General features: G+C 30.2%; 28 protein-coding genes. 24 read left to right on the top strand and 4 right to left on the bottom strand.

The annotated features are described in order from the left end of the window. Position 1: 1 nt before the first annotated feature. The 9 genes from IPM32_01250 to IPM32_01210 all read left to right on the top strand — a co-directional run bounded on the left by IPM32_01250 (position 2) and on the right by IPM32_01210 (position 8,786). Complete coding sequence (locus tag IPM32_01250) at positions 2-676, top strand: hypothetical protein (protein ID MBK8943871.1); 675 nt, start codon at positions 2-4, stop codon at positions 674-676. A 189-nt stretch (positions 677-865) separates the two neighbouring features. Further along, positions 866-1,438 (top strand): hypothetical protein, encoded by a 573-nt coding sequence (locus IPM32_01245; GenBank protein MBK8943870.1) that lies wholly within the window; start codon positions 866-868, stop codon positions 1,436-1,438. Between the two features lie 31 nt (positions 1,439-1,469). Next, a complete protein-coding gene (locus IPM32_01240; protein ID MBK8943869.1) occupies positions 1,470-2,018 on the top strand; it encodes an RsbRD N-terminal domain-containing protein in 549 nt (182 codons plus the stop codon). A gap of 93 nt (positions 2,019-2,111) precedes the next feature. Continuing rightward, on the top strand, positions 2,112-2,699 hold the full coding sequence (locus IPM32_01235) for a molybdenum cofactor guanylyltransferase (GenBank protein MBK8943868.1): 588 nt from the start codon (positions 2,112-2,114) through the stop codon (positions 2,697-2,699). Between the two features lie 104 nt (positions 2,700-2,803). Continuing rightward, positions 2,804-4,612, top strand: coding sequence for a hypothetical protein (locus IPM32_01230; protein MBK8943867.1), 1,809 nt, complete (start codon positions 2,804-2,806; stop codon positions 4,610-4,612). 238 nt (positions 4,613-4,850) lie between these two features. Then, complete coding sequence (locus IPM32_01225) at positions 4,851-6,434, top strand: tetrathionate reductase family octaheme c-type cytochrome (GenBank protein MBK8943866.1); 1,584 nt, start codon at positions 4,851-4,853, stop codon at positions 6,432-6,434. Next, positions 6,427-7,071 (top strand): cytochrome b/b6 domain-containing protein, encoded by a 645-nt coding sequence (locus IPM32_01220; GenBank protein ID MBK8943865.1) that lies wholly within the window; start codon positions 6,427-6,429, stop codon positions 7,069-7,071. Before IPM32_01225 ends, IPM32_01220 begins: the two co-directional genes overlap by 8 nt. Then, on the top strand, positions 7,071-7,583 hold the full coding sequence (locus tag IPM32_01215; GenBank protein MBK8943864.1) for a YeeE/YedE family protein: 513 nt from the start codon (positions 7,071-7,073) through the stop codon (positions 7,581-7,583). The genes IPM32_01220 and IPM32_01215 overlap by 1 nt, the downstream gene beginning before the upstream one ends. Before the next feature lie 12 nt (positions 7,584-7,595). Further along, positions 7,596-8,786 carry a YeeE/YedE family protein gene (locus tag IPM32_01210; GenBank protein ID MBK8943863.1) on the top strand — a complete coding sequence of 397 codons (1,191 nt, stop codon included), beginning with the start codon at positions 7,596-7,598 and terminating at the stop codon, positions 8,784-8,786. Positions 8,787-8,842: 56 nt separating this feature from the next. On the opposite strand, the gene IPM32_01205 is transcribed toward IPM32_01210, so the two are convergent. Continuing rightward, positions 8,843-11,062, bottom strand: a complete 2,220-nt coding sequence (locus IPM32_01205) for a HAMP domain-containing protein (GenBank protein ID MBK8943862.1) — start codon at positions 11,060-11,062, stop codon at positions 8,843-8,845. A 301-nt stretch (positions 11,063-11,363) separates the two neighbouring features. On the opposite strand from IPM32_01205, the gene IPM32_01200 reads away from it, so the two are divergent. From IPM32_01200 to IPM32_01170, 7 genes are read left to right on the top strand one after another with little or no spacing between them, the layout of a single operon-like run. After that, a complete protein-coding gene (locus IPM32_01200) occupies positions 11,364-11,807 on the top strand; it encodes a MerR family transcriptional regulator (protein MBK8943861.1) in 444 nt (147 codons plus the stop codon). Positions 11,808-11,810: 3 nt separating this feature from the next. Continuing rightward, positions 11,811-14,021: a molybdopterin-dependent oxidoreductase gene (locus IPM32_01195; GenBank protein MBK8943860.1), complete on the top strand. Its 2,211-nt coding sequence runs from the start codon at positions 11,811-11,813 to the stop codon at positions 14,019-14,021. After that, positions 14,022-14,561, top strand: coding sequence for a 4Fe-4S dicluster domain-containing protein (locus IPM32_01190; protein MBK8943859.1), 540 nt, complete (start codon positions 14,022-14,024; stop codon positions 14,559-14,561). Positions 14,562-14,570: 9 nt separating this feature from the next. After that, positions 14,571-15,518 carry a polysulfide reductase NrfD gene (nrfD, locus tag IPM32_01185; protein MBK8943858.1) on the top strand — a complete coding sequence of 316 codons (948 nt, stop codon included), beginning with the start codon at positions 14,571-14,573 and terminating at the stop codon, positions 15,516-15,518. 15 nt (positions 15,519-15,533) lie between these two features. Beyond that, on the top strand, positions 15,534-16,112 hold the full coding sequence (locus IPM32_01180; GenBank protein MBK8943857.1) for a YeeE/YedE family protein: 579 nt from the start codon (positions 15,534-15,536) through the stop codon (positions 16,110-16,112). Continuing rightward, the gene (locus IPM32_01175) at positions 16,109-16,714 is read left to right on the top strand and encodes a YeeE/YedE family protein (GenBank protein ID MBK8943856.1); all 606 of its coding nucleotides are present in this window, start codon (positions 16,109-16,111) and stop codon (positions 16,712-16,714) included. The genes IPM32_01180 and IPM32_01175 overlap by 4 nt, the downstream gene beginning before the upstream one ends. Beyond that, complete coding sequence (locus IPM32_01170; GenBank protein ID MBK8943855.1) at positions 16,711-17,364, top strand: rhodanese-like domain-containing protein; 654 nt, start codon at positions 16,711-16,713, stop codon at positions 17,362-17,364. The genes IPM32_01175 and IPM32_01170 overlap by 4 nt, the downstream gene beginning before the upstream one ends. A 43-nt stretch (positions 17,365-17,407) precedes the next feature. On the opposite strand, the gene IPM32_01165 is transcribed toward IPM32_01170, so the two are convergent. Further along, on the bottom strand, positions 17,408-17,878 hold the full coding sequence (locus IPM32_01165; protein MBK8943854.1) for a MarR family transcriptional regulator: 471 nt from the start codon (positions 17,876-17,878) through the stop codon (positions 17,408-17,410). Positions 17,879-18,030: 152 nt separating this feature from the next. On the opposite strand from IPM32_01165, the gene galE reads away from it, so the two are divergent. From galE to IPM32_01150, 3 genes are read left to right on the top strand one after another with little or no spacing between them, the layout of a single operon-like run. Next, a complete protein-coding gene (gene galE / locus IPM32_01160) occupies positions 18,031-19,005 on the top strand; it encodes a UDP-glucose 4-epimerase GalE (GenBank protein MBK8943853.1) in 975 nt (324 codons plus the stop codon). A gap of 2 nt (positions 19,006-19,007) precedes the next feature. Then, entirely contained in the window at positions 19,008-19,556 is a 549-nt protein-coding gene (gene rfbC / locus IPM32_01155) for a dTDP-4-dehydrorhamnose 3,5-epimerase (GenBank protein ID MBK8943852.1), read from the top strand. Between the two features lie 17 nt (positions 19,557-19,573). Next, a complete protein-coding gene (locus IPM32_01150; GenBank protein MBK8943851.1) occupies positions 19,574-20,902 on the top strand; it encodes a UDP-glucose/GDP-mannose dehydrogenase family protein in 1,329 nt (442 codons plus the stop codon). Here IPM32_01150 and bshA read toward each other — a convergent pair whose 3' ends face one another. Further along, positions 20,903-22,030: an N-acetyl-alpha-D-glucosaminyl L-malate synthase BshA gene (gene bshA / locus IPM32_01145; GenBank protein MBK8943850.1), complete on the bottom strand. Its 1,128-nt coding sequence runs from the start codon at positions 22,028-22,030 to the stop codon at positions 20,903-20,905. Positions 22,031-22,170: 140 nt separating this feature from the next. Here bshA and rfbD point away from each other — a divergent pair, with 140 nt between their 5' ends. The 5 genes from rfbD to IPM32_01120 all read left to right on the top strand — a co-directional run bounded on the left by rfbD (position 22,171) and on the right by IPM32_01120 (position 25,235). Continuing rightward, on the top strand, positions 22,171-23,076 hold the full coding sequence (gene rfbD / locus IPM32_01140; protein MBK8943849.1) for a dTDP-4-dehydrorhamnose reductase: 906 nt from the start codon (positions 22,171-22,173) through the stop codon (positions 23,074-23,076). A gap of 4 nt (positions 23,077-23,080) precedes the next feature. Further along, positions 23,081-23,857 (top strand): HAD-IIA family hydrolase, encoded by a 777-nt coding sequence (locus tag IPM32_01135; GenBank protein MBK8943848.1) that lies wholly within the window; start codon positions 23,081-23,083, stop codon positions 23,855-23,857. A 78-nt stretch (positions 23,858-23,935) separates the two neighbouring features. Then, positions 23,936-24,211, top strand: coding sequence for a DUF134 domain-containing protein (locus tag IPM32_01130; protein ID MBK8943847.1), 276 nt, complete (start codon positions 23,936-23,938; stop codon positions 24,209-24,211). Positions 24,212-24,224: 13 nt separating this feature from the next. Next, positions 24,225-24,611, top strand: a complete 387-nt coding sequence (locus tag IPM32_01125; GenBank protein ID MBK8943846.1) for an iron-molybdenum cofactor biosynthesis protein — start codon at positions 24,225-24,227, stop codon at positions 24,609-24,611. Positions 24,612-24,692: 81 nt separating this feature from the next. Further along, positions 24,693-25,235, top strand: coding sequence for a hypothetical protein (locus IPM32_01120; protein MBK8943845.1), 543 nt, complete (start codon positions 24,693-24,695; stop codon positions 25,233-25,235). Between the two features lie 74 nt (positions 25,236-25,309). On the opposite strand, the gene IPM32_01115 is transcribed toward IPM32_01120, so the two are convergent. Next, positions 25,310-25,774, bottom strand: a complete 465-nt coding sequence (locus IPM32_01115) for a hypothetical protein (protein MBK8943844.1) — start codon at positions 25,772-25,774, stop codon at positions 25,310-25,312. Positions 25,775-26,093 lie beyond the last annotated feature (319 nt).

The following is a 26,093-nucleotide window of genomic DNA, read 5'->3' as shown; positions in this document are numbered from 1 at the left end:
AATGAAAACAATATTTTTAATTTTATTTTTTTCTTCACTAATTTTTTCTCAGCAATTTACCGTTGAAAAAGTTTCAGGAGAAGTTAAACTTCTGCGCGGAACATCTGAAAAATGGGAAGCTGTTAAAGTAAATCAAATATTAAAAAGTAGTGATTTGCTCATGACAAATTCGCATTCATTAATTCAACTAAAAAATGAAAACGGAAATTTTTTAATTAAAGGTGATGTTGCAATTGGTTTAAAAAATATAAAAAAGACTACTGTTTCTGATCTGATTTTGTCTTTAGCAATGGAAGAAATTAGAAATGTTCCAAAAACAAAAAAAAGTGGCTTGGCTAAAAACACTGCTGTTTATGGTTCGGATGTTTCTCAAAAAAATAATATTGATGAAAATAATTTTATCGGAAAACTAAAATTAAACGGTGCAAAATATTTAAATGAAAAAGGACTGAAGGAATCTTCAATAATTGTAGCAAAAGAAGTATTTAGAAATTATCCTTCTCTTTCTAATAATTTTGAGGATAGAATTTATTTTGCATCCTTGTTAAATGAATTAGATTTATTCGAAGAATCATTGAGAGAATACAATTCAATTGAAAAATTAGAGTTAACAGAAAATCAAAAAATAGAATTAACCAAACTCAAAGAGGAAGTAAATTTGAAATTGGTAAAATAAGATAATACTTCAATTAAGTGATTTTCTAAAATTTTAGAAAATAAATTACACAAAAATTCTCATCAACGTAAACTCGATATTGCACATTTTAAAATTTATAAATTAATTTACTCTTGATTTTAACAAGATAAATAAGTATGATAATTATCATTCTATCATTTTATTATCTAAAATAATTGGGAGGATAAAATGGTTTACGAAAGTTTAATTGCAATAGTTGAAAGCCATTTAGAAGATTTGACAAAAACTTGGGTTCAAGAAGTTAAAAAATCGGAATACTTAAGTACATATCAAAAATTATCTGATGATGAAATTTTCTCAAGAGGACGAGTTCTTTTTAGTAATCTTCAAAGTTGGCTTATGAAAGGTGCATCTAATGATGATGCGGCAATTTATTTTAAGAGAATTGGCGAAGAAAGAATTAATGAAGGAATGCCGCTTACTGAAGTTTATTATGCGTTACATCTTGAAAAAAAAGTTTTGTGGAGTTTTGTTGCTTGGAAAGATGAAGTAAGCGGAATACTAAAAGCCGTTGATGCTATTGAGTTTATGACAGTGATCAATAACTATTTTGATCTTGGTAATTTTTATATTATTAAAGGTTATAATGAACAACTTTTTTCAAAATTAACAGAAACAAAAAAATTTACTGATGTAGAATTACAACAGTTTTTAGTAAGCGGAGCTTTGTATCAAGAAAGTATTAAAAAAGTTAAAGAAAAAATGTATAGCGAAGCTCTGAGTATTGGAATAATTAGATAAAAAATAAATTATTTTGATTTATGGAGGGAAAATGTCTGCAAGAAATTTATCCAAAATTGTTGATGATCAAATTGATGAACTTAAACAAGAATGGCTGACGGAAGTTAGAAAATCCGAATATTTAAAAACTTACAAAACTTTTAACGATGTTGAAACAATTAAAAGAGGCGGTGCAGTTTTTTCATATTTAAGCGAATGGTTAAAAGAAGGCGGTACAAATAAAAATGCTGAAGAATACTTTGAACAAGTTGGTGCTTCAAGATTTAGAGAAAGATTTCCGTTAACGGAAGTTCATTACGCAGTTTATTTGTTAAAGAAAATATTTTGGAACAGAATTGACTGGCGCGATAAAGTTACCGGTTCTTTTGAAACTTCTAACGCAACGAAAATTATGAGTGTTTTTAATGATTATTTTGATCTCGCAAATTTCAGCATTACAAAAGGATATTTCAATGAATTATTAAACAGTATAAATGATGATAAATCAATTTCTAAAGAAGATTTAAAAAGTTTACTTACAAAAGGTAAACTCGATGCCGAAAAATTAGAAGACGATGAATTTATTTGGCGTCATGTCTAGATAAATGTTTTATAAAATTTAATTTGAGCCCAACTATAAAAAGCTGGGCTTTTCTTTATTACGACTATGATTAAAAATTTTACGGCAATAATTTTGTCGGGCGGAAAAAGTAAAAGAATTGGTAGCGATAAAGCACTTCTGAAAATTAACGGAATTACACTTATTGAACGAATACAATTTTTGTTACAAGAAATTTTTAATAAAGTAATAATTATTTCTAATTCTCCGGGAAATTATAAATTTTTGAATTCGAAAATTTATGAAGATATTTATCCCGGATTTGGACCTTTATCTGGAATTCATTCCGGGCTAATAAATTCAACTTCAGAAAATAATTTTATTATTTCTTGCGATATGCCTTTTGTTACGAAAGATTTAATAAATTTTATCATTCATCAAACTAAAAGTGAAGATATTTCAATTCCCAAATCGTACAATAATTTTCTCACGCTTTGTGCAGTTTATAAGAAAAGTTGTATTCCAAAAGCTGAGGAATTGCTTAAACTCGCTTCAGAAAAAATGAGTGAAAATGGTAAAACTAAAGTTAAACTTTTTGATTTGATAAATTCCTTGAATACAAAATTTGTTGAAATTTCAGATGAATCATTTTTTAATGGTAGACTTATTTTTAATATGAATTCATTGGATGATTTTGAATTTGTAAAAAATATTTTAGAATGAAATCTTACTTAAATCATAAATCACTTGAAAAAATTTCTCTAATTATTTTTGGAATAATATTATTTCTTTTCTTGATATATTTTTTTGTATTTAAAATAAATTGGGTGAAATTATATCAAACCAAAAACGCTATTAAAAATATTTCCGCATTATCGGAAAGCTGCGTTCATTGCCACGGCGATGTAAAAGGATTTTCAGAATTTCACAATCCGCAAAAGATTGGCTGTAGTTCTTGCCATTTAGGAAACGTAAAAGAAAAAGATAAAAATCTTGCCCATGCCGGAATGATAAAAATTCCCGGAAATTTGGAAAATGCTAAACAAACTTGCGGAAAAGTAAATTGCCATCCCGGAATTTCAGAAAGAGTTGATTCATCTTTAATGTCAACAATGAGTGGAATTATTTCCGTAAATAAATTTGCGTTCGATGAAATTAAAAACCTAAACGGAAAATATCATATCGAAAAAATTAAAAATTCCGCAGCTGAATCTCATTTAAGAAATTTATGTGCATCTTGCCATTTGGGGAACGAGAAAACTGAATTTGGTCCAATCACAGAATTATCTCGCGGCGGCGGATGTAATACATGCCATTTAAATTATTCTGATGAAGCAAAAAATGAATTGCATATTTATAATTTGTTCAAAATTGAAAAACCGGATTTAGCATTAATAAAATATCATCCTTCACTTTCCTTGAACATTACAAATAATCATTGCTTTGGTTGTCATAGTCGTTCAGGAAGAATCTCAACAAATTATGAGGGTTGGCACGAAACAAGTTTTACAGATAAAAAAATAGTTGACGATAAAAATTTTAGATTGTTGGAAGATGGAAGAATTTTTCAAAAGGAAATTTCCGATATTCATTTTGAAGCCGGTTTGGTTTGCGTTGATTGCCATATTTCATATGAAATTATGGGAAACGGAAAATTTTACGAACACAAGGAAGAACAAATTTTAGTTAAATGCGAAGATTGTCATTCTGAAAAATTCACATCAATTAAATTGAGCGAATTTGATTTTGAGTCGAAAAAAATTGCAGAAATTTTTGGAATTGATGATGAAAATAGAAAATTTATAAAAGTAAAAAAATCTCAAACTCCATTAGTAAATACAAAAATTATAAATAACAGAATTGCAAAATTGTATGGAAAACAATCAAAGAAAATTTACGATTTGAATCCGGCAAAATTTGAATGTGTAAATTCAAAAGCGCACAAATCACTTTCGTGTAACAGTTGCCATACTTCTTGGGCGCCGCAATGCGTTGGTTGTCATACTGAGTTTGATCCAAAAACAAAAGGTTTTGATTTGTTAAAAAATAATGATACGGATTCTTCTTGGGTTGAATTTAACGGAGAATTTTTTGCAGAACTTCCTACTTTGGGAATTAAAGAATTTTATGAAAGTGGGAAAATCAAAAAAAGTGTTGAGACTTTTATACCCGGAATGATTATGACTTTGGACAAATCTAAATATTCAAAGAAAAATGAAGAAATTACTTTCAAGAGATTGTTTGCTCCATCGGTTGCTCATACAATTGGAAAAGAAAGCAGAAGCTGTGAATCTTGCCATAATAATTCACTCGCAATTGGTTACGGAAGAGGAAATTTGAAATACATAATTCACAATAAAATTGGTAAATGGATTTTCAAATCAAAATACAAAAATGTAGAATATGATAATTTACCAGAAGATGCATGGATTGGTTTTCTTCAAACTAGAAATAAAGATTTTGCAACAAGAAAAAATATTCGTCCTTTTAATATTGATGAACAGAAAAGAATTTTAACTGTTGGAGCTTGTTTAACTTGCCATAAATCAGATTCTGAAATAATGAAAGAATCATTATCCAATATTGAAAATCAATTAAAAAATTTATCACAAAAATGTATTTTGCCAAATTGGTGAAAATTACCACAAATTAAAAACCATCTCATAAATTATTTTATACTATAAAATAAAATAATCTATCATATCTTTTTATTCCCTAAAATAATTTTATAAAATTTGAATTTCCCACAATTAAGAAGTTTCACTCAGAATTATTTGTTTTATAGTGTAAAACAATAAAAAAACTTGGCAAACAATTTGAAAGGAAATATCCTAATATTTTAGATTATAAAATAAAATTGGAAAGTATTCTTTTATGAAAAAAATTATCGGCTCAATTGGAGTTTTAGTTTTGGTAATTATTGTTGCAATTGGAACATTAACAACCAAAAGTAGTGAAGAAACTATTTTAGATAAACTTAAAAATAAATATTCCGAAAAACACATTGCTTCTGTTGATCATTCGAAATTTGCAGAATTGCAGAAAGAATTTAATTCACCAAGAGAAGTTACTGCGGAATGTATAACTTGTCATAATAAACGTCACGAAGAAGTTATGCATTCAAATCATTGGAATTGGGAACGTGAAGAATATATAGAAGGCCGTGGAATTGTTTCAATCGGTAAAAAAAATATAATGAATAATTTCTGTATCGGAACACAAGGAAATGAAAAAAGCTGTGCAAAATGTCATATTGGTTATGGAATGGATGAAAAAGGTACAGTTTTTACAGACGCAAATAATATTGATTGTTTGGTTTGCCATGACAATACCGAAACTTATACAAAAGCTCAAAATCAAGGTGGAGCACCTTTGGAAACATTGGATTTTAATAACATTGCACAAAATGTTGGAAAGCCTGAAAGAACAAATTGCGGTGTTTGTCACTTTTTTGGCGGCGGCGGAGATAATGTTAAACACGGTGATTTAAGCAGTGATATGTTTTACCCAAATAGAGATATTGATATTCACATGGATGCTGATGGAATGGATTTGCAATGCGTTGATTGCCATACAACAAATCAGCATACAATTGCCGGAAAAATGTACTCGCTTTCTTCGATGAATCATAATCGGGTTTTTTGCGAAGATTGCCACACTTCAACTCCGCATGAAAAGGAAATTTTGAACGAACATACTTTAAAAGTTGCTTGTCAAACTTGCCACATCCCAACTTATGCAAAAGGAAAATCAACAAAAATGGCGTGGGATTGGTCGACTGCCGGAAAACTTAAAAATGGTGAACCTTATCATGAAGAAGACAGTTTAAGCAATCATACTTATCTTTCAATTAAAGGAAGTTTTGAATGGGAAAACAATGTTAAGCCGGAATATCAATGGTTTAACGGTACAGCATCTCATTATTTAGAGGGTGATAAAATTGAAGATACAACAAAATCTTTGGTAATGAATGAACTTCACGGATCTTATTCAGATTCGGAATCCAAAATAATACCGGTAAAAGTTCACAGAGCAATTCAACCTTTTGATCCGGAATACAGAATATTAATTCAGCCCAAACTTTATGCAGATCAAAAAGGTGAAGGTGCATTTTGGCAAGATTTTAATTGGGAAACCGCAAGTGCAGAAGGAATGAAAGATGCAGAATTACCATTTAGCGGAAAAATTTCATTTATCAAAACTGAAATGAATTGGCCGGTAAATCATCAAGTTTCTCCCGCAGAAAATTCTGTTCAATGTGCTGAATGCCATACAAGAGAAAACAGCCGATTAGCAGAATTAAAGGATTTTTATATGCCCGGAAGAGATTACTCAAAAATTATTGATTACATAGGAATTTGGAATATCCTTTTATCACTTATTGGTATTGCTCTTCATGGTTCATTAAGATTTTACGCTGCAAGAAAATTAAAAAATGGAGTTCAAAAAAATGACTAAAAAAGTTTATGTCTATAAATCCTTTGAAAGATTTTGGCATTGGATGCAGGCAATCTTAATAATATTTCTTGGATTTACCGGATTTGAAATTCACGGTTCATATAATTTCTTCGGATTTGAAGAAGCAGTAATGTACCATAATATTTCAGCTTATTTATTTATCATACTAATTGTATTTGCAATATTTTGGCATTTTACAACAGGCGAATGGAAACAATATATTCCAACTTATAAAAATATTGTTGCTCAAGTGCATTATTATTTTTCCGGAATTTTTAAAAATGCTCCACATCCTACAAAGAAAACTGTTTTAAGAAAATTAAATCCTATGCAAAAGTTAACTTACTTCGGATTAAAAATTTTGGTAATTCCGCTTTCGGTAACTTCCGGATTACTCTATATGCTTTATCGTTATCCGCAAAGACATGAAATAAAATTTTTAAATATTGATTCTTTGGAAATTATTGCGATTGTTCATACAGTTGCGGCATTCTTTTTGGTTTCATTTTTAATTGTTCATCTTTACTTAATAACAACTGGTGAAACTATTACAACAAACTTAAAAGCAATGTTAACGGGCTACGAAGAACTTGAGCATGATGATGCTGAAGTATTAAAATTAAAGGAGAGTAAATAATGCAGACAAAATATATGAATCCATATTTAGCAGGATTTTTATTAGGACTTCTTTTAGTTGCAACAGTTTACATAACCGGAAGAGGATTAGGTGCAAGCGGAGCTGTAAAAAGTATGACTGTTCAAGTTGTTGAATCAGTAACTCCGAATCATGCAGAGAATACAAAATTTTACAAAGAATATTTATCAGAACATACTGGAAGCCCGCTAAAATCTTGGCTGGTTTTTGAAGTAATCGGAGTTTTAATCGGCGCATTTATTTCCGGATTAGTATCTGAAAGATTAAATTTAACTCTCGAACACGGTCCAAGAATAGATTCAAGAATTAGAATATTTGGTGCAATTACCGGCGGATTATTATTTGGATTTGGTGCACAATTGGGAAGAGGTTGCACAAGCGGTGCAGCATTAAGCGGAATGGCAGTTTTATCTTCCGGTGGAATTTTAACAATGATTGCAATTTTTGGTGGTGCATATTTGTTTGCATATTTTTTTAGAAAATTTTGGATTTAAGGAGAATTTAAAATGGGTCCTTTAGTTCCCGATGTAATCAGCAATGATTTAAATTTTATAATTGCTTTGGTTATTGGAGTTGCATTTGGTGCAATTTTAGAGCAAGCCGGATTTTCAACTTCTAAAAAATTAGTTGGATTATTCTACGGTTATGATTTTACAGTTCTTCGCGTGTTTTTTACTGCGGGACTTGTAGCAATGTTCGGAATTATAATGTTAGATCATTGGGGATATTTAGATGTAAATCTAATTTATATAAATCCAACATTTGTAGGCGCAGCAATTGCCGGTGGATTAATTATGGGATTAGGATTTGTGATTGGCGGATTTTGTCCCGGAACTTCCGTGTGTGCAGCCGCCATTGGTAAAATTGATGCAATGTATTTCATCCTTGGTTCTGTTTTGGGAATATTAATTTTCGCAGAAGGTTATCCTCTTTGGGAAGATTTTTATAAAGCTTATAATTTTGGCGGAATAAGAATTTTTGATACTTTCGGAATTTCACAATCATTATTTGCATTTATTCTTACTTCAATAGCACTTATAGCTTTTTGGGCAACTTCAATAATTGAAAATAAAGTTAACGGAGTTGAAAAACCGGCAATTAGATTTACTCCTTATTATTTGGGATTAACAGCAGTTGGAATTTTTATCGCAATTTCGGCTTTTATGTTTCCTCCTAAAAAAGCGGGATTATTAGAAATGGTTGAAAATTTAGAATTTGTAAATTCATATCCGCTTAAAGAAATCACTTCTGATGAATTAGCTTACAGAATGATGGAAGGCGATAAAAAATTACAAATTTTCGATTTTAGAACTTCCGATGAATATAGAAAACAAAGTTTGCCAAATTCAATTTTATTTTCTATAGATAATTTTTTTGAAAAAGAACCAAACAGATTTTTAAGCTTGGCAAATAGAACAAATGTATTTATTGCAAATGACGAAATTGAAGAAAGAAAAATTGCAATTATAGCAAAAGAACTTGGTTATAATAATATTAAAATACTTTCCGGTGGGATTAAAACATTTAACAAACTTATTTTGAATTTTGATAATACACAAACTCCACAAAATAAAGTTGAACAAACAACATTTGCATTTAGAGAAAAAGCTTCTTTAGTAATTCCGGAAATGATTAAAAACAATAAGCCCAAAGGCGGTGTTGAGAAAAAGTTAAAAAGAGTTGTCGGCGGTTGTTAAAATATTTTTATAAATACATTTAAACTGTAGCCTCAGGCTTTAGCCTGAGGTTTTTTTTAATATTCTACATAAACATTTTCTTTACAATTATTTTTAAAATTACTGTTGTTAATTTTAAACTGACAAGTTAATTCTTTCAAATCCATTGTCATATTATTTAGATGTTCTGCGGCGCTTGCTATTTGTTGTACACCGACTAAAGATTCCGAAGCAACATTATTTATTCTAATTATATTTTCAGAAACATGATTTGATTGCGAGGATTGTTCTTCGCTAGCTGTTGCAACTTGGTTAATTTCATCAACAACATGATTTGTGCTAATTACAATATGATCAATTGCATCTCCGGCATTTTTAGCTAGTTTTTTTCCTTTTTCAACTTCTTGATTCCCTTCATAAATTGAGTTAACAACGAGCTGAGTATCTGTCTGAATTTGCTGAATCATTTTTGAAATTTCTTGTGTTGAATTTGTTGTTCTTTCTGCTAATTTTCTAACTTCATCAGCAACAACAGCAAAACCTCTTCCATGTTCGCCAGCTCGAGCGGCTTCAATTGCAGCGTTTAGTGCAAGCAGATTTGTTTGATCGGCAATTTCATCAATAACTTGAATAATCTCACCAATTTTATCAGAATTTTTTCCAAGTTCAGAAACTTTTTCAGCTGCGTTAGAAACAATCAATGCAATTTTATCCATTGCTTCAACTGCATTTTGCACAACTTTGCTTCCTTCTTTGGCTAATTTTCCGGCTTCATTAGCAGATTTTGCTGCAGAATTTGTATTTCGTGAAGTTTCTGAAAATGTTTTAATCATTTCATCAATTGAATTTGTTATTTCATTTGTCTGTTCACTTTGTTGTTCAGAGCCAATGGATAATTCCTCAACACCGGCGGCAATTCGCATACTTTCATTAATTGTTAAATCAACTGTTTCATTTACTTTACTTACCAAATCATGTAGATTTTTCACAGTTGAATTAAATCCTCTAAATAGTTTTCCTATTGAATCTTGATAATCATCCGGAAGTTTTACTGTTAAATTTCCCTTGGAAAATTCATTCATTACATAAAGCATTTTCTCAACACTTTTTTCCAAATAAAGTTTTTGTTCTTCGGATTCTTTTATTGCAATTTTTACTTTTTCTTCTATACTGTTTTTTTCATCATGAAGTGCTTGCCTGCTTCTATTAATATTTTCAATCATTTTATTTAAACTTTTTCTTACTGCACCAATTTCATCATTTTTTCTAACCGAAAGTGTAAAATCATATTTTCCGTTGGAAATTTTATTTGCTGCTTCGCTAATTGCAACAAGAGGATTTAGTAGATTTTTTTTCAAAAATGTGAATGAAATAAGTGAAATAATTAATGTAGAAATAAAAACAACTAAAATAGAATTATAAATTGCGCTATGAAGAACTGCATAATTATTTGAAACATCTTTAAATAATGTTACACAGCCGGCATCTTTTTTCTTATAATCATAAAGTGGAATAGAAGCGACGGCAATTTTTTTATCACCAAAATCATAAACTATCGGCTCTTTTTGAATTTCTACATTTTCCAATTGTTTAATTATTTCCGGATTTGAAAAATGATAGTAAATACTTTTTTCTTTAACAATATCATTATTACCTAATTTTTTTCCGGTTGCATCAAGATTTTTTTTATGAATTCCAATCGAGTATTCCATATTTAAAGCTTTACCAATTCCATCCAAAATTCCGAAAATACTTCCGCTAAATTCAACACTTCCAATATGGATATTTTTATACTCAAGTGGAGTAATATTTCGTAATCCGGTTCCAAATTTTCCAACTTCAATTCCGGAAACAATTTTTCTCTGTGAGTTACACTCAACAACAGTTTTTCTAAATGAACTTAAATCATCACCAAAATTTTCAGGTTCATGAAGTCGTAAAAAGGAAAGATTATCTCTTGTGTGAAAATGAAGTTGAGCAATTTTGTAAATAGGTTTTAATTTATTTTCAAAAAGAGGAAGTAAATATTTTGATAATTCATCACGATTTTGTTCGGCAAAAAGTTGTAAAATTTTTTCATCATGACTTAAAATTTCTAATGCTGCAGATTGATCAAGAATTTTAGCTTCAATTTCCTTGTCAAATAGATTTTCAAATTTCTTAAACTCATTGGCAATTTTTGAGTTATTTTCTTCAACAGAATTTGAGTAAGAAAGAATAAGCAATATTACAGAAATTGACGTAATCGAAAGTAATAAAATTAAAGTAACTTTTGCTCTAAGTGTGTTTAATTTCATCGTTTTCCCAAAATTTTTAATAGATGTTTAATTATCGGACAAACAACTACAATTTTTTAGGAAAATATGGTAAAATTTGAAACTTATTTAGGTAATGAAAGTGAAAAATACTCCTACTTTTGTATGAAAATATTTTATAAAGATAAGTTATATTCTTTCTCCCAAAATTAAAAAAACACATTTAGTCTTATCCAAAATTTTAGAAAATATTTGATTATAAAATTAGAATATTTAACAAAAGCTAATATTTTAAAATGGCAAGAAAGTTGATATTCATAATTATCAACATTTTTGGAATGAAATGGAAATTGCCATAGATAAAAAAACTCCAATTTATCCAATCAGAACAGCCGCACAAATTCTTGGAATTTCCGTTCCAACCCTTAGAATGTATGAAAAAGAAGGTTTAATAATTCCGCATAAATCTGATGGAAACCAAAGAATTTATTCCGAAGACGATTTGGAAAGATTAAGATGTATTCGCCGAGCAATTAACGAATCGAAAATCAGTATAAACGGAATCAAAACAATTTACTCGCTTATTCCTTGCTGGGAAGTTGTAAAATGTACAGAAGAAGACCGAAAAGTTTGTGATGCTTTTAAGAGTCATCAGCAACCTTGCTGGACATTCACACACCCAAATACGATTTGTGAAAACCGAAACTGCAGAGAATGCGAAGTTTATAATGAATTTTCGCAATGCGGAGCAATAAAAGATTTAATTAAGAAAATATCGGGATTATAATTTATGAATTCATTATCACGAAGAAGATTCTTAAAAATTACCGGCGCAACCTTTGGTGCCGCCGTTGCCGTAACTTCACTTAGTGAAGTTGTAAAAGGTGCAGAAAAAATTGAAAGTAAATCCGGAAAAAAAGTTGAAGGGATTCAGAAAATTCCAACTTACTGCGATTTATGCTTTTGGAAATGCGGAGCAATTGCATATTTGAAAGACGGAGAACTTTGGAAAATTGAAGGAAATCCGGAAGATCCATTAAGCAACGGAAGATTGTGCCCAAGAGGAACCGGAGGAATTGGAGTTTATTCGGATTCCGATAGACTTAAAGCTCCGTTAATTAGAAAAGGTGAAAGAGGAAAAGAAGAATTTGTTCAAGTAACTTGGGATGAAGCTCTAGATTACATCGCCGGAAAAATGAAAAAAATTAAGTCGGAATTTGGACCCGAATCTATGGTTTTATTTAGTCACGGAATTGGAGGAAATTTTCTTCAGCATTTATTTAATGCTTATGGAAGTCCGAATATTACTGCTCCATCTTTTACTCAATGCCGCGGACCAAGAGAAGTTGGATTTGAATTAACATTCGGAGATGTAGTTGGCTCACCGGAAAGAACAGATATTCAAAATGCAAAATGTTTGGTTTTAATTGGTTCGCATCTTGGCGAAAATATGCATAATACACAAGTACAAGAATTTGCCGAAGCAGTAGAAAAGGGTGCAACAATAATTACAGTTGATCCAAGATTTTCCGTTGCTGCAAGCAAATCGAAATATTATCTACCAATTAAACCCGGAACCGATCTTGCATTAATTTTAGCTTGGATGAATGTTATAGTTTCAGAAAAATTATATGATAAAGAATTTGTAGAAAATTACGGATTTGGTTTTGATCAATTTGCGTATGAAATTTCCCAATACACTCCGGAATGGGCATATATAGTAACTTCGATCGAACCCGATATTATTAGAGAAACTGCTTACGAAATGGCGCGATATAAACCGGCAACTTTAATTCATCCCGGAAGACACACAACTTGGTACGGAGATGATACACAACGAAGCCGAGCAATTGCTTTGTTAAATGCACTTATGGGAAATTGGGGAAAGAAAGGCGGATTTTATATTCCATATAATTACAGTATTCCAAAATATCCTTATCCAGCTTACCCGGAACCGAAAAGGGAAGCTGCTGATAATCCAAATCGAAGATATCCATTTGCAGAAGGCGAAAAAAGTTCAAGTGGAATGCGTGATGCAACATTGACCGAAAATCCTTATCCAATAAAAGGATGGTTTATTTATGCTACAAATCTTTTGCAAGCTTTGCCGAATATGCAAGAAACAATAGATGCAATTCAGAAATTAGATGTGTTGGTTGTTGTAGATGTTGTTCCAAGTGAAATTGCTGGATATGCAGATGTAGTTTTACCGGAATCAGTTTATTTGGAAAGATATGATGATTTGAATACTTCGTCATTCAAAGAAGGATTTGTTGGTTTGCGTCAACCGGTAATAGATTCTCCTAATGATCAAAAACCAAATTGGTGGATTGCAAAACAACTCGCAAATAAACTTAGCTTAGGAAAATATTTTCCTTGGAAAAATGTTGAAGAATATCTTGAAACAAGATTGAAAAGTGCGGGATTGAGTTTAGCGGAATTAAAAGAAAAAGGTATAATAAAAGCTCCTCAACAGCCTATTTATTATGGAGAAAATGATGTTCCGGAATTTTATACACAATCCGGAAAAGTTGAATTTTATTCAATTCCACTAAAAGAAGCGGGATTTGATCCCGTTCCAAAATATACCAAACCTGAAGAACCGCCAGCCGGATATTTTAGATTATTATTTGGAAGAGCACCGGTTCATACTTTTAGCAAAACTTTATCAAACAGATTTTTATCAGATTTGATGAGTGAAAATGAGTTGTGGTTAAATTCTGATATTGCAAAAAGATTGGGAATTAATAATGGTGAATATGTAAAATTAAAAAATCAAGATGGAGTTATAAGCAATAAAATCAAGGTTAAAGCTACGGAAAGAATTAGAACAGATTGCGTTTATATGGTTCACGGTTTTGGACAGAAAGCAAAAATGTATCGGCAGACTTTCAATAAAGGTGCAAGCGATGCACAGCTTGTTACAAAATATAAAGTTGATCCATTGATGGGAGGAACGGGAATGAATGTAAATTTCGTAACTATTGAGTTGGAGGCGTAGATGGCAAGATACGGAATGGTTATCGATACAAAAAAATGTGTGGGATGTCAAGATTGTGTAATTGCTTGTCAATCTGAAAATAATGTTCCGCAAGGATTTTGCAGAGATTGGATTACTACAGAATCGAAAGGAAAATTCCCAACAATTAGTTTAGAAATCAGAACAGAAAGATGTAATCATTGCACAGACGCACCATGCGTTTCATGTTGTCCAACCGGCGCAAGTCATTATCACGATATTGGCGGAGTTGTTTTGGTAAATCACGATGAATGCATTGGATGTAAAGCTTGTATTGCTTCTTGTCCTTATGATGCAAGATATGTTCATCCCGAAGGCTATGTTGATAAATGTACATTTTGCATTCACAGAGTTGAGAAAGGATTAAATCCAGCATGCGTTTCTGTCTGTCCAACTCATTGTATGTATTTTGGTGATTTTGATGATCCAAACAGCCAAGTAAATTTATTGTTACAATCAAGAAAATATCATTCGCTAATTCCAGAAGCTGGAACAAAACCTAATATTTTTTATTTGATTTAGGAGATTGAGATGAACGAAATTACTTCAACAAGAAATAATCACATGATTGATCCGACACTTTCCGTATGGGGTTGGGAAATTCCGGTTTATCTTTTTCTTGGCGGAATGGTTGCCGGTATGATGCTAATTTCCGGATATTTTTTATTTAAGGGAAGACAAACTGAAAAAAATTGTTCATGTTTTTATTTGCCATATATGAGTGTGATTTTGTTGAGCATTGGAATGTTTGCATTGTTCTTGGATTTAGAACACAAACTATATGTTTGGAGATTATACACAACATTTCAGATTAGCTCTGCAATGTCGTGGGGTTCTTGGATTTTAGTATTAGTATATCCAATTTTATTGGTTAACATTCTATTAAAACCACCAAAATTTCTTGAAGAAAAACTTCCGCAAATTATAAATTGGAAAAAATATTTGCTTGAAAAACCAATTCTGCTGAAAAACATCGGCATAATTACTATGTTTTTTGGAGCGGGAATTGGATTATATACCGGAGTTCTGTTAAGCTCACTTGGGGCAAGACCATTATGGAGTTCGGCGATTCTTTGGTTACTGTTTTTGGTTTCCGGACTTTCCGGTGCTGCGGCTTTTGTTCATGTAATTGCTAAAGATGTTTACGAACGTGAATTGTTAGCAAAGGCTGATAATGCATTTTTAATTATTGAACTTTTCGTAATTGCTCTTTTTATTATAGGATTGAAAACAGCAACTGAAGTACAAGCGCAAGCCGCTGATTTACTTTTAACCGGAGAATTTGCACCAAGTTTTTGGGTTTTTGTTATTGGTATTGGAATTATTATCCCGCTTATTATTCAGCTGCTTGCCGTAAATCATAAAGTAAAACATACGGCACTTGCACCTTTAATGGTTATTGTTGGAGGATTAATTTTAAGATTTATAATTGTTTCTGCCGGTCAATACAGTCATTGGTTTAACTCAAATTTACATTAATGGAGAATATAAATTATGAATGGTTTAACAGAAAAAATTTCACATATTTTTGAACATGGAGATCATGCTCACATTCATGTGAAAGAAAAACCTTTCTCAAACCCTTATTTTGTTGGAATTGGTTTAGGTTTAGTTTTGCTTGCGGCTTTCGTAATTATGGGGAGAGGATTAGGCGCATCCGGCGCACTTTCTACCGCAGTTGCAGTTAGTGTAAATAAAATTGCACCGGAACATGCTGCAAAAAATAGTTTTTATACAGAATATCTCGGCGATAAAAATTCAAATCCATTTAAAGATTGGTTAGTCTTTCAAGTAATTGGAGTTTTGTTCGGAGGATTTATTTCCGGGATTCTTTCACATCGGGTTAAAAAAGGAATTGAGAAAGGTCCAAAAATTTCTACAAAGATGAGATTGGTTTATGCATTTATTGGTGGAGGATTATTAGGCTGGGGCGCTAAATTAGCTCGCGGTTGTATGAGCGGACAAGCTTTAACCGGTGGTGCAGTTTTAAATTTTGGCAGTTGGATATTTATGATGATGGTTTTTGTCGGAGGTTATGCGGCAGCTTATTTTTTAAGGAGACAATGGATATGAGTGCACCATTCTTTAAATATGAATATTTTGGAACAGACGTAAGTTTAATTATTGCATTTGTAATTGGGATTGCATTCGGATTTGCTTTGGAGCGCGGCGGTTTCGGTAGAGCAACAATTTTGGCAGCTCAATTTTATTTTACAAATATGCGTGTATTAAAAGTTATGTTTACAGCAATTGTAACTGCAATGCTTGGAATTTTCTTTTTATCCGTAATTGGATTTTTAGATTTATCTCTAATTTATCTTACTCCAACTAATGTGATGCCTAATTTAGTTGGGGGTTTAGTTGCTGGTGTTGGATTTGTAATTGGTGGTTATTGCCCAGGAACATCAATTGTTGCTGTTGCTACCGGAAAAATTGATGCATTGGTTTATGTAATTGGAATGCTGTTCGGAATTTTTGTTTTCGGAGAAATGTTTCCATCTATTGAACATTTCTTCAACTCAACAGCAATGGGAAGTGTAACATTACCACAATTTTTCAATATTCCTTATGGAATTGTAGTTTTTCTTGTTGTGGTTATGGCAATTGGCGCATTCGCTGCTGCTGAGTGGGGAGAAAGGAAAATGGGAAATAAATCATTGGAGAAAAAAATATGAAAAAGTTTTTCTCAAATTTGAATGCAGAAAAAAAACTTGCAATGTTTGCTTTTGGTATAGGAGTAATTGCAATTTTTGCGGGTGATCCATACGGAAAAACTTCAATAAAAATTAATGTAAAGGAATTATCGTTAATTTCACCAAATGAAATTGGTAAAGTTAAAGTTGAAGATTTAGCTGATAATATTATTCAATCAAAATCTGATTTTAGATTAATTGATTTGCGTAAACCGGAAGAATTTGCAAAGTATAATATTCCAACTTCAGAAAATATTCAACTCGATCAATTGCTAAATTCAGAATTACAGAGAAATGAAAAATTAATTCTTTATTCAGATAATGATATTGAAGCAACGCAAGCTTGGTTTTTATTGAAAACAAATAATTTTAAAGGAATAAATATTATTCCTGGTGGATTAAATAATTGGAAGGAAAATATTTTATTTCCCAAATGTGATTGCGGAGAAAATCCTTCTGTTGAGCAGAAACATAAACATGATAAACTTGCGGAAGTTAGTAAATATTTTGGTGGAAATATTCAGACAAATTCAGAAGAATTAATTGTTAAAAATGAAATGCCGCAGTTAAAAGCCCCAACCGCAATAACATTAAAGAAAACTTCCGGGAAGAAAAAAAGAGAAGGATGTTAAAATAATTCAATAAATTCTCCCGCAAAAATTGCGGGAGAAAAAATTATTCTTCGCCTAACTTTTGTTTGTTCGAATCACTCCATAGTTCTAAAGCATTAATTAATTCTTTCATAATTACAGCAACAAATTCTTGTTTTTCAATTTCAAAATTATTTAAAATATTTTGATGTAGTTCAATATGTTTTTTGGTAAGAAGACTAATAAACTTTTTACTTTCCGGAGTTAAATCAACAAGGTGATTTCTCTTATCTAAATTATCAATTCTTCTAACAATATATTTTTTTTCTTCCAAACTTGTTAAAATATGTGTTACTCTTCCAGCACTTATTTCTAATTCGTCAATCATTTCTTTGATTGAAACAGTAGATTTTTTTGCAAACATTCGTAAACATTTTAATTCAGTTGGAGTAAGATTAAAAAGAGCTGCAAAACTACTTTCTTTTTTGTTGCATGCGCGAGAAAGTCTGCAAGTCAATTCAGACATTTCTATTGCTTGTGATTTTGTAATATTCATAATTCCATCAAATTTTTTTACTTTATGATGTAAAGTAAAATTTTATTATATAATTATCAAATATTACATTTCATAAAATAATTTCAATTATTGGTTTAAGAAAATATTTACTATTATTTTGTATCTTTCGAAAAAAAATGGTTAATAATTAAATGAAAGTTTTAGTAACTGGTGGTGCAGGATATATTGGTTCTCACTTTGTAAAAATATTGAATGAGAAAAACATAGAAGTTGTGGTACTAGATAATTTGAGCAGAGGTCATAAAGAAGCAATTCCAAATAATGTTAAATTGGAAATTGTTGATTTATTGGATTATCAAAATTTAAATCGGGTTTTTCACAATCAAAATTTTGATGCAGTTGTTCATTTTGCTGCTTTTGCATATGTTGGTGAATCTGTTGAAAACCCAAATCTATATTATGAAAATAATGTTGTTGGAAGTTATAATTTACTTAAGGCATGTTTACAAAATACTGTTAAGAAATTTGTTTTTTCTTCAACATGTTCACTTTATGGAAATCCTGAAATAGTTCCAATTTCTGAAAATCAAAAAACAAATCCAATAAATCCTTATGCGCAGACAAAATTAATGATTGAAAATATGTTGAAAGATTTTGATAATTCATACGGATTAAAATATGTTGCTTTGAGATATTTTAATGCAGCTGGTGCTGATTTTAGCGGAGAAATTGGTGAAAGTCATAATCCCGAACCTCACTTAATTCCAATAGTTTTGAACACAGCATTAGGCTTAAGAGAAAAAGTTTTAATTTTTGGCGATGATTATGAAACCAAAGACGGAACTTGTATAAGAGATTATATTCACATCAATGATTTAGGTGATGCACATTTTAAAGCAATTGAATATTTAAAAAATGACGAAAATAGCAATATTTTTAATTTGGGAACCGGCGAAGGAAATTCAGTTAAAGAAATTATAAATTCTGCAGAAAGAATAACAAATCTCAAAATCAAATATGAAATTGTTGATAGAAGAGAAGGCGATCCGGCAATTCTTGTAGCTGATAATAAAAAAGCTAAAGAAATTTTAGGCTGGAATTCACGATATAATTTAGATGAAATTTTACAATCAGCTTTTAATTGGCACAAAAATAAAAGGTATTAATATTGAAAAAAGTTGACACTTCATTCCGTGATCTATTTATTATTGAACCGGATATTTTTAAAGATGATAGAGGTTATTTTTTTGAATCATTTTCGGAAAAAAAATATTTAGAATTGGGTATTAATCTGAAATTTGTTCAAGATAATATTTCGTTTTCAAGTTATGGAACAATAAGAGGTTTGCATTATCAAGTTGGTGAATTTGCACAAGGAAAATTGTGTCAAGTTTTATTTGGTAAAGTTTTAGATTTTGCTGTTGATATTAGGTTTAATTCACCAACATTTGGAAAAAGTTTTGGTATAGAATTATCCCAAGAAAATAAAAAACAATTATGGATTCCGCCGGGTTTTGCACACGGATTTTCCGTATTATCAGAAACAGCAATATTTAGTTATAAATGTACAAATTATTATAGCAAATCTGATGAAAGATGCATTTTATTTAATGATTCAAACCTAAGAATAAACTGGGGAATTAAAAATCCGATTATATCTGATAAAGATTTAATGGGCGTAAATTTCGAAGAAATTAAGCAAGATTTTAATTATTAAAATTTTTGGAGTAAAAAATGAAAATTTCAGTTATTGGAACTGGGTATGTTGGATTAGTATCCGGAACTTGTTTTGCAGAAATGGGAAATGACGTAATTTGTGTTGATAATAATCCTCAAAAACTTGCTCAGCTAAAAAAAGCAGAAGTCCCAATTTATGAACCTGGATTAGATTTATTATTTTACAGAAATATTGCAAAAAACAGACTTCATTTTACCGATGATTTAAAATCAGCAGTTTTGGATTGTGAAGTAATTATGCTTTGTCTGCCTACTCCACAAGGTGAAGATGGATCAGCGGATTTAAAATATGTTTACGGAATTGCTGATGAAATTGGTAAAATTTTAAGTGAAAATCCCGGACATGATTTTAAAATTATTGCAAATAAAAGTACAGTTCCGGTTGGAACATCAGCAGCAGTTACAAAAATCCTAAAAAAATATAACATTGAAAATTTTGAAGTTGTATCTAATCCAGAATTTTTAAGAGAAGGATTTGCCGTTGATGATTTTATGAAACCTGATAGAATTGTAATTGGAGCTTCAACTGATGCGGCAATGAATAAAATGAAATCACTTTATTATCCTTTTGTGTTAAAAGGAAGTTCAATAATTGAAATGAATCCGGAAAGCTCTGAAGTAACTAAATATGCTGCAAATTCATATTTGGCAATGAGAATTACGTATATGAATGAATTGGCAAATTTCTGTGAAGTTGTTGGAGCAAATATCGATTTGGTTAGAAAAGGTATGGGTTCTGATACAAGAATAGGGAAACGATTTTTATATGCCGGAATTGGTTACGGTGGATCTTGTTTTCCAAAGGATGTTAATGCTCTTATAAAAACTTCCAAAGAAAAGGGTTCTGAAATGAGATTACTAACACTTGTAGATCAAGTTAATAAAGATCAAAAACAAGTGATTGTTAAGAAAATACTCAAACATTTTGGCGATAATATTCAAGGAATGAAATTTGCTGTTTGGGGCTTAGCTTTTAAACCAAATACAGATGATATGCGAGAAGCGCCATCTGTTGTAATTATTGAAGAATTGTTAAAACGTGGAGCAACAGTTACAGCATATGATCCGGAAGCTATGGAAAATGCTAAATTCTATTTACAAGATAGAGTTGAATATGCTGAAGATCAATATAAAGCTGTAAATGGTGCAAATGCATTATTGGTTTTAACTGAGTGGAATGAATTTAATAATCCGGATTTAGAACAAGTTAAATCTTTACTTGCAAAACCTATTATTTTCGACGGACGAAATGTATTCAATAGAAGAAAAACAAAAGAATTAGGTTTTACTCATTACAGTATTGGAAAAACTCCAATTGTTCAATAATTATTGATTTAAAATTTTTTCATAATATCTAATATATTGTGGGACAATTAATTTCTTCTCAAAATAATTTTCCGATCTTTTTCTGGAGTTTTTTGAGAAGGAATTAAATTTTTTCTTGTTCGTTAATAATTCCAAAGCATATTTTGCCATTCTATCAACATCACCAAATTCAGCAATAAATCCAGTAGTATTGTGAATTATTAATTCAGGTAAACCTCCAACGCTTGATCCAATTACCGGAACTCCGCAAGCCATTGCTTCAAGGGCAGATAAACCAAAACTTTCTTGTTGGGAAGGAAGCAAAAAAATATCCGCAACACTGAGTAAATTTTCCAATCCGTCTTGTTTTCCTAAAAATAAAACATTGTGTTCTAGCTTTAATTCGCGAGTTAATCTTTCACATTCAGATCTATCAGGACCATCACCAATTAGAATTAATTTAGTTGGAATTTTTTTATTTACTTTTTCTAAAATTCTAATTGTGTCACTTACTCTTTTTACTGGTCTGAAATTAGAAGTATGAATTAATATTTTTTCTCCATTTGGTGCAACATGATCTTTAAATTGCTTATTACAAACGGGTTTAAAAATTTCAGTATCAATAAAATTGTAGATAACTTCTATATCTTTTTCTATGTGATAATTTGTTAACGTTTTTTCCTTTAAAAATCTTGAAACGGCTGTAACACCGTCACTTTCTTCAATGCTTAATTTCATTAATGGTAAAAATGAAGGTTCCAATCCAACCAAAGTAATATCAGTTCCGTGAAGAGTTGTAACAATTTTTATATCGGAACCGTTTTTCTTTAAAATTTGTTTTGCCAAATATGCACTTGTTGCATGAGGAATTGCATAGTGAACATGAAGCAAATCTAATTGTTCATATTCAATTACTTCCAGCATTTTACTTGTTAATGCTAAACTGTAAAGCTGATGTTCAAAAAGTGGATAATTACTAACTTCAACTTCATGATAATAAATATTTTCTACAAATTGAGTTAAACGATGTGGAAGTGCATAGCTTATAAAATGAACTTCATATCCAAGCGATGCTAATTCCTTGCCTAATTCCGTTGCCACAACTCCGCTTCCGCCGTAAGTAGGATAGCATGTAATTCCAATTTTCATAAAATAACTTTCAAATTTATTTTGAGTAAATATTATAACATTACAACAAATAATTACTAATTGAAAATACAAATTTATTCCATTTTATTTTATTATAAGTATATTTGAAAAATAATTTTTTGAACAAAGAATTTTATAAAATGATAAAAAAGAGAATTTTGCTGATTGGCTCCAATGGAATGTTAGGACAAAGTGTTGTTGAAATATTAAAATTTCGCAGCGATGTCGAATTATTTTTAGCTTCAGCAGAGGACGCTTCATTTTTTGGGGAAATCAATTATAGTAAATTGGATATTTCTAATAAGAAGGATGTTAAAAATTTGGTAATGAATTTCTATCCGGATTTTATTATAAATACAGCGGCTTATACAAATGTTGATAAATGCGAAACTGAAAAAGAACTAGCTTGGAATATTAATGTTAACGGAGTTGAATATTTAGCAAAATATTCTGTACCAAGTAATGCTCATTTAATTCATATTTCAACTGATTATGTTTTTGATGGAAAAGAAGGACCATACTCAGAAGAAGATTTACCCAATCCAATTAGTTACTATGGAAGAAGTAAATTAGCTGGTGAAAATGTCATAAAAAAGTTTGATATAAAAAGTACAATTTTGCGGACAAATGTTTTATTCGGTGCAACAAAATTCGGTAGACCGGATTTTGTTAAATGGGTTTTTGATTCACTTTCTAAAAATCAAAATATTAAAATTGTTACAGATCAGATTAATAATCCCACTTTTATTGATGATTTAGCTTCTGCGATTACAGGAATTTGTGATTCCGGAAAAACCGGATTATTTAATATTGGCGGAAGTGAATTTTTACATAGATTTGAATTTACAAAAAGAATTGCGGAATATTTTAATCTAGATTTTTCACTTGTTGAACCAATTTTAACAAAGGAATTAAAACAACCGGCTTTGCGTCCTCTAAATTCCGGATTATTAAATTTAAAAGCACAAACTGAATTAAATTATATTCCCAAAAGTTTGAATGAATGTTTTAGAATAATTAATCAACATTGGAAAAATAATTTATAAATCTATGAACTTTATTGAAAAATATGACGGATTTATTTTTGATTTGGATGGCACTATTTATCTTGAAGATAAAATAATTCCTAATTCCGCAAAAGTTATAAATCGTTTAAAATCATTAAATAAAAACATTCTTTTCATATCAAACAAAACTACAGGAAGTGTTGAGGATTACTACAATTTTCTTTTATCTCACGGATTTAAGGTTAATAAAAATCAATTTGTAACTTCAACTTTAATTATTAAAAAATATTTAGCAAATAATTATTATGGTAAAAAGTTTTACGCAATTGCTGAAAAAAAATTTATAATGGAAATTGAATCGGCCGGATTAGAATTTTGTGATAATCCAAATAAAATTGAAATTATAATTATAACTCTAGATAGAACTTTAAATTATAAAAAGTTAGAAATTGCCGGACAAGCTCTTGTTAACGGAGCCAAATTTTTTGCCGCAAATATTGATAATACTTGTCCTATTGATGGCGGAGAAATTTTAGATGCCGGTGCAACAATTTCTGCACTTGAAAAACGTACGAACAGAAAACTGCAAAAACATTTTGGCAAGCCATCAAAATTTATGTTCAACGAAATTGTAAATCTTATAAATCTTCCACTTAAAGGTTGTATTATAATTGGAGATAGATTGGAAACAGATATTGCAATGGGAAATAAATTTGGAATGGATACAGCTTTAGTTAAAACCGGTGTTTCGAAAGATATTTTGCATATTTCAAAATTTCACCCAACCTATAAAATAAATTCTGTAGTTGATTTATTTTAATTTTTAGAAATATTTATTCGTTGTAAAGGAATATATTTTTTCATATTTTTATTATGAGCATATGCTCATAATAGTTAAATGCCTAGACCAAAAAAAAATCGAATTACATGTTGTAATCCTACAGCAACATACTATAAACCTCAGGGAATTCCGTTGAGATTTTTAGATGAATTAATTCTTGAGAAAGATGAATTTGAAGCAATAAATTTGGCAGATTATGAAAATCTTTCACATGAAGATGCTGCTGAAAGAATGAATGTGTCTCGAGCTACATTTGGTAGAATAATTAAAAGTGCAAGAAACAAATTGGCAGAAAGCATAATATTTGGCAAAGCAATAAAAATTAATAATTAAAATTGAGGGAAAAATGAAAATCGCAGTTGCAACAGATGATTTTAAAACAGTTACCGGACATGTTGGAAGATGTAATGGATTTGTAGTTTTTGAAATTAAAGACGGAAAAATTGCTAATAAAGAAAATCGAGAAAATAATTTTACTAATCATCATCATGGCAATCATCACCATCATTCTAATGAACATGAACACAATTCTACGCATGGAAATCTTTTAAGTGGATTGAAAGATTGTTCACATTTAATTTGTACTTCTGCCGGCTGGAGATTACAAGAAGATTTTACAAATAACGGTAAACAATTGATTTTTACAAATGAAGAATTGGCGGAAGATGCAGCAATAAAACTTTTTGAAGGAACTTTAGAAATTAATGAAGAAGGTTCGTGTCATTCGCATTAAAACTTTTAATGTATAAGTAGTAAAAAAATGATTTAATTTTTTTATTTTGGCAGTTGAAAACCTAAGCATTTGAGAATTTTGATGGTCGTAAAAAAAATATTTATTTTACTTTTTATTTCGTCAAATATTTTTTGTCAGTTTCAGTCAAATTTACATACATCCGGGCCATCATTAGGTTTTTCTTTTCTTGGTTCTACTGTCCAATTGGGAATAAATCATGAATTCGGAATTGATTTGGAAAATTCGGAAAATTCTAATATTGGAAAAATGGGAATAGGCGGAATTTTTAGATCATGGAGTTATACAGAAACCTTTCCGGATGTTGAATGGAGTTATTCAAATATTTTGTTTGGTTTTCAAACAAATTATCATTTTAAATTAAAAGATCCAAAATTTGATCCTTGGGCTGGTGTAATAATTGCTTATGATTTTAATGATGTTAACAGACAAATTTTAACGGAAAATGCAATTGTAAATGAAGTTGATAAAGGCGGAATGTGGTTTGGCGTTCAAGCCGGAATGCGATATTGGCTAAATAAACAAATGGCTTTTAGTATTCGTATGGGTTTCGGAAATTTAAGTTACAGTGCTTTAGATTTAGGAATTGATTATTCTTTCCGTTAGTTTTATTAGGGGAGTGAACGGTTGTTTTTCAAGTTTAGAATAGAAACAACCGTTCATTTAATTTTCAAAAATGTTTATTTTATAAAATCTGCTAACTTTACACCGTTATACTCTAAATTCAAATTTACAACTTCAAAAGGTTCAACAATTATTTCAGATTTTTTCTGATTTGCTAAAAAGCAATTATAGAATTTTGCACATAATTTTTGAACTCGTTCGCTTTCATCATATTTAATTCTTTGCTTTACGGCAAACATTCCTTTCTCAGATTTTATTTTTGATAAGGAAAGTGCTGCAATAATTCTTTCCTCTTCGGTAATTCCGCTTTTCAACATTCTTAATAAAGGAATAACGGCGCGCTCAGATTTGAATTCGCCTAAGAAAAAGGCGCAGCTAATTTGAAGACCTCTGTTATCGGTATTAATGCCAACAATTAAATTATCTTCAATTTGTTGATATTTCTCTTTTGTAAAACCAAAATTTGCAGTAGTGAAAAGGAAAGTTAGAACAATTAGAAATAATTTACTAAAGTTCTTCATGGCTTCCTCCATTTATGTAAAAATTAAATTTCTGTTATTTCATAAATTAGGACGGAGGATAGTTTGAAAAGTTTTGATAGAGAAAAATTTTTACCTAATTCTCTAAAATGTAATGGAAGGATGAAATAAAATAATATTTAAAACATATTTTAAAATTGTTTAAAATATAAAGGGCACAACTCCCCCGAATGTGCCCCCGAACTAAGATAGATTTTAGCTCTACTTCAAAATAATATATAATAAAATTAAATGATTAAGATTTCATTTAATTAAAAAGTGTTAAACTTTAATTGCATAATAAAAATTTATATAGGAAAAT

The organism is Ignavibacteriota bacterium (assembly GCA_016716225.1).
Taxonomy (GTDB): Bacteria; Bacteroidota; Ignavibacteria; order Ignavibacteriales; family Melioribacteraceae.
This window is presented reverse-complemented; position numbering and strand designations above follow the sequence as displayed.